Source organism: Burkholderia sp. Se-20378 (genome assembly GCF_017104665.1).
GTDB classification, from domain to species: Bacteria; Pseudomonadota; Gammaproteobacteria; order Burkholderiales; family Burkholderiaceae; genus Burkholderia; species Burkholderia lata.
This window is the reverse complement of the sequence record NZ_JAAGPG010000678.1, coordinates 1-3,809: the sequence shown is the minus strand read 5'-3', so window position 1 is coordinate 3,809 and position 3,809 is coordinate 1. Positions and strand designations below refer to the sequence as shown.

General features: G+C 68.5%; 6 protein-coding genes and 1 pseudogene. 4 read left to right on the top strand and 3 right to left on the bottom strand.

The genetic code is table 11. From position 1 onward, the window contains the following. The 3 genes from G3N93_RS35945 to G3N93_RS35935 form a co-directional block, all read left to right on the top strand. The coding region (locus tag G3N93_RS35945) for a substrate-binding domain-containing protein (protein WP_206135136.1) at window positions 1-293 on the top strand (293 nt) is incomplete at its 5' end. A 54-nt stretch (window positions 294-347) separates the two neighbouring features. Further along, window positions 348-1,139: a YhfC family intramembrane metalloprotease gene (locus G3N93_RS35940; protein ID WP_206135135.1), complete on the top strand. Its 792-nt coding sequence runs from the start codon at window positions 348-350 to the stop codon at window positions 1,137-1,139. A 13-nt stretch (window positions 1,140-1,152) separates the two neighbouring features. Beyond that, window positions 1,153-1,515 (top strand): DUF3022 domain-containing protein, encoded by a 363-nt coding sequence (locus G3N93_RS35935; RefSeq protein ID WP_206135134.1) that lies wholly within the window; start codon window positions 1,153-1,155, stop codon window positions 1,513-1,515. 36 nt (window positions 1,516-1,551) lie between these two features. Here the strand turns inward: G3N93_RS35935 and G3N93_RS35930 are convergent, their stop codons facing one another. Together G3N93_RS35930 and G3N93_RS35925 are read right to left on the bottom strand one after the other, a co-directional pair. After that, window positions 1,552-1,983: a PGDYG domain-containing protein gene (locus tag G3N93_RS35930; protein ID WP_174933957.1), complete on the bottom strand. Its 432-nt coding sequence runs from the start codon at window positions 1,981-1,983 to the stop codon at window positions 1,552-1,554. Between the two features lie 63 nt (window positions 1,984-2,046). Next, window positions 2,047-2,589 (bottom strand): annotated as a pseudogene (locus tag G3N93_RS35925) (Spy/CpxP family protein refolding chaperone); the annotation flags it as partial. Between the two features lie 255 nt (window positions 2,590-2,844). On the opposite strand from G3N93_RS35925, the gene G3N93_RS35920 reads away from it, so the two are divergent. Further along, complete coding sequence (locus G3N93_RS35920) at window positions 2,845-3,309, top strand: Lrp/AsnC family transcriptional regulator (protein WP_006481526.1); 465 nt, start codon at window positions 2,845-2,847, stop codon at window positions 3,307-3,309. Window positions 3,310-3,312: 3 nt separating this feature from the next. On the opposite strand, the gene G3N93_RS35915 is transcribed toward G3N93_RS35920, so the two are convergent. Further along, window positions 3,313-3,809: HAMP domain-containing sensor histidine kinase (locus G3N93_RS35915; RefSeq protein ID WP_206135133.1), on the bottom strand; the 497-nt coding region annotated here is incomplete at its 5' end.

Genomic DNA, 3,809 nt, shown 5'->3' with positions numbered 1-3,809 from the left:
GGCGCGGTGTGCGCGCGGCGCTGTTCGCCGCGAACGCGCCGGTCGCACTCGCGATCGCGCGCCACCTGCGCGCGCGTTTCGGCACCGCATGGCAGCAGAGGGCAGCGCTGCTGTCGATCGACGATCCGGAATGGGCCGAGCTGATCGGAATCACGACGATTCGCCAGCCGACCTACGAAATCGGCTACAAGGCCGTCGAATTCGTGCACGAGCGGATCGACGGCGCGGCGGGCGACGTACGCGTCTCGCTGTTGCCGGGCGAGCTGGTTGCGCGCGCGTCGACCGCAAGCTGAGTATCATTCGGGGCACGCAGCGCGTCAGGTGCGCTGCCCCGAACAAGGAAATACATGACTGTCGCTCCCGTCACGCTGGCGGTGCTGATCGCCGCCACGCTGATCATCGCGCTCCTGCCGCTCGTCCTCTACCGTATTCTGCGCAAGCCGCTGGCATTGAACCGCCGCGACACGATCGTCGGCGTGGCCGTCTTCACGCTGTTCGCGATGATCCTCGAACGCGCGTTCCACGGGCTCGTACTGAGCCAGACGCCGCCGGATGGCTGGCTCACGCAGCCGCTCGCGTTCGTCGCGTACAGCGCGCTCGCGACGGCCGTATTCGAGGAAGTCGGCCGCTATCTCGGGATGCGTTTCCTGAACCGCCGCTATGGCCCGTCGTCGGCCGGCGACAGCCGCGGAATCGGCTACGGGATCGGTCACGGTGGCGCCGAAGCGTGGTTCGTCGGCGTACTCGTGTGGGGCCAGTGGTCGTATCTCGCGTGGCTCGCGAGCCGTGGCCAGCTCGAAACGCAACTCGCCGACCTGCCGGGCGATACCGTCGTGCGGCTGCAGGTGACGCTCGCGACGCTGTCGGCGCAGTCGATCCTGCTGTTGCTGCTCGAACGCTGCACGGCATTCGTGCTGCAGCTCGCGCTGTCGGTGCTGGTCTGGCGCGGCGTGCGCGCCGGCCGCGCGGGCGTGTTGCCGCTCGCGATCGTGCTGCATGCGCTGGCGGCTGCGCCGGCGCTGCTGTACCAGGTGCGCGTGCTGCCGGCCGGCTGGGTCGAGGCCGCGTATTTCGTGCTGGCCGCGATCCTGGTCGTCGTGCTGGTGAAGGCATGCCGGCCGTCGCAATCGGCAGCCTGACGGGAGAGACGGGATGGATGACTATCTGATCGAATGCCAGAGCGCGGAATTCGACGCGCTCGCACGCGTGATCTGCGATCTCTTTCCGGAGCAGACGCGTTTCGCCGAAAGCAGCGACGCGCGCGGGCGGTTCCTGTCCGTGCAGTGGCTGGCGATGCGTTTCGGCTCGGCGCCGAAGCGGATGACGCTCGATATCCGCATCGTGCCGGCCGCGCTCGCGCGCTATCTGGCGCTCAAGCCGATGCAACGGGCACGCAGCCATGCGGTGCTGCATGCGTATACGGAAGCGATGCTCGGGTCGCTCGAGGAGCGTCACGCGGCCGGCGAGGCCGTCGAGCGCGACGCGGAACTCGAACTCGGCGAAGACTTTGCTTGATGACCGTCCGCGCCGGCGCAATGCCGGCGCGCTGCATTACGCGTCGCGGTAGACCTGCGCGAAGCGCTGCGCCTGCACGACACCGTAGTCGCCGGGCGCGTACTGCATCACCCAGTCGCCGGCGACGCCGCGCAGCGTGTCGCCGTTTTCCGAGCGGGCGATCGTGAACGGCTCGTCCATCCGGCGGGCGAGCACGACGGCCGGCCGGTTCCGGTAAGCGCCCGATGCGCCGTGTGCGAGCGCCGGATCGGCGGGCAGGTACTTGGCGTCGAAGCGCGCGCGCGACACGACCCAGCGGTCGCCGGTCGAGCCCGTGATCAACGCGTCGCCCGCGACATAGCGGTTCGGGCCTTCGAGGCTCATCAGTTCGCCGTCGGCTTCTGCGAAGGAAACGGCGACGGTTTCGTCCTTGACGACGCGACGGGCCTGCGGATCGGTACGCAGGTCGATTTGCTTGAGTTCGAGCATGGCGGGAAGGGCGGGAAAGCTGTAACGCGGTCCGGTGGTAGGGCGACGGGGGTGGGGGGGTCGGGGGCGCGCGGGGTCGCGGTGGGCCGGCTGGGGTGCCGCCTGGCTTTCCTTTCCCTTCGTCGTGCCCTGTCCGCGATGTTCGCCGCCGTGATGCAGCCAGCTGCGGAGCGTCGTGTCGGCCAGTGCCTTCTGGTCGGCCGGGAAGCTCTCGTAGAGCGGTGCGAACGAGTCGGCGAGCTTCTTCGCGCCGTCGGCGTTCGCCTGCGACAGTTCCGCATACTGCTTCATGTCGTCGAGCGCGGAGACGTCGTGCTTGGCCATCCGTTCGCGATAGAGGCGGCCCATCGTGTCGCCGTTGTCGCGCATCGTGTCGGCGAACGTCTTCCACTGCGGTTCCTGCGCCGACGTGATCTTCAGCTGGTCGTGCAGGTACTTGATACGCTGCTCGACGCGCGCTTCGTGGCGCGCCTCGCGCTGCTCGGCGCTCGGGGCCGAAGCCGCGGCCGTCGTGGCCTGGGCGGGCGCCTGCGGCTGTGCCGGGGTTTGCGCGAACGCGCTGGCTGCAACGGCGAGCGTAGCGAGGGTGAGCGAGATTTTCTTCATGGTTGGCTCTCCGGGGTGGTGTCTTGCGAGCGGGCGCGGCGGCAACTGCCGCAAGCGCGCTTCTCGCGTCGCCTGCTATTAGTAGCACGTTGCGTGCGGCGCAGCAGTGAATGCGACACTTGCTTACATCCGATACGAATCGAAATTGAAAGGTTCGTATCGGCTCCGGACGATGGCGTTTGGGCGGGCCGGCGTTCGGCGCTATCATCGCGTCACCTTCCACTCAGCCGGCGCGTCGTGCCCCGGCCCAGCCTCATGCGTCCACCCCGCCTCGACCAACTCGACGATCTCGACCGGCAACTCGTCGCGCTGCTGCAGGCCGATGCGCGCGCCAGCGTCGCGGATCTCGCGCGCCAGCTCGACGTTGCGCGCACGACGGTCGTCGCACGCATCGCGCGGCTCGAACGCACCAACGTGATCGCCGGCTACAGCGTCCGGCTCGGGCAGGACGTGCTCGACGCGAGCATTTACGCGTACGTCGGCATCATCCTCACGCCGAAGTTCGGCAAGGACGTGCTGCGCAAGCTCGACCGGATGCCCGAGGTGCAGCTGCTGTGCGCGGTGAGCGGCGAGTACGACTACGTCGCGTGGCTGCGCGCGGATTCGCCCGAACGGCTCAACGACCTGCTCGACCAGATCGGCACGCTCGAAGGCGTCGAACGCACGACGACGTCGATCATCCTGTCGCGCAAGATCGATCGCGGGACGATCGGCGGCTGACGCTCAAGTGCGGTGTCCGTCGCGCGGTGCGTGTTGCGCCGGCGTGTCGGCGGGGCGGTCGGGCTGCGTCGCGCCAGGCGGTCGCTCGAGCGGAATCCGCACCGAGATGCGCAACCCGCGCGATTCCGCTTCGTCCGCATACGCGAGCGCGATGTCGGCGCCCATCCGGTCCGCGACGATCTTCACGATCGACAGGCCGAGCCCGGAGCCGATCTGCGCATTGCCCGGCACCCGGTAGAACGGATCGAACACGCGCGCGCGTTCGTGCGGCGCGATGCCCGGGCCGGTATCGACGATCGTCACGCACGCATGCGTGTCCGTGCGTTGCGTCGCCAGGTCCACGCGTCCGCCTGGCGGCGTGTAGCGGATCGCGTTGTCGACCAGGTTCATCACGAGCGATACGAGTTCGAGCTCGTCGACGGGCACGGAGGTGTCCGGGCCGTCTTCGATGCCGATGTCGATGGTTTTCGCATCGGCGAGCGGCATCAGGTCTTCCAGCA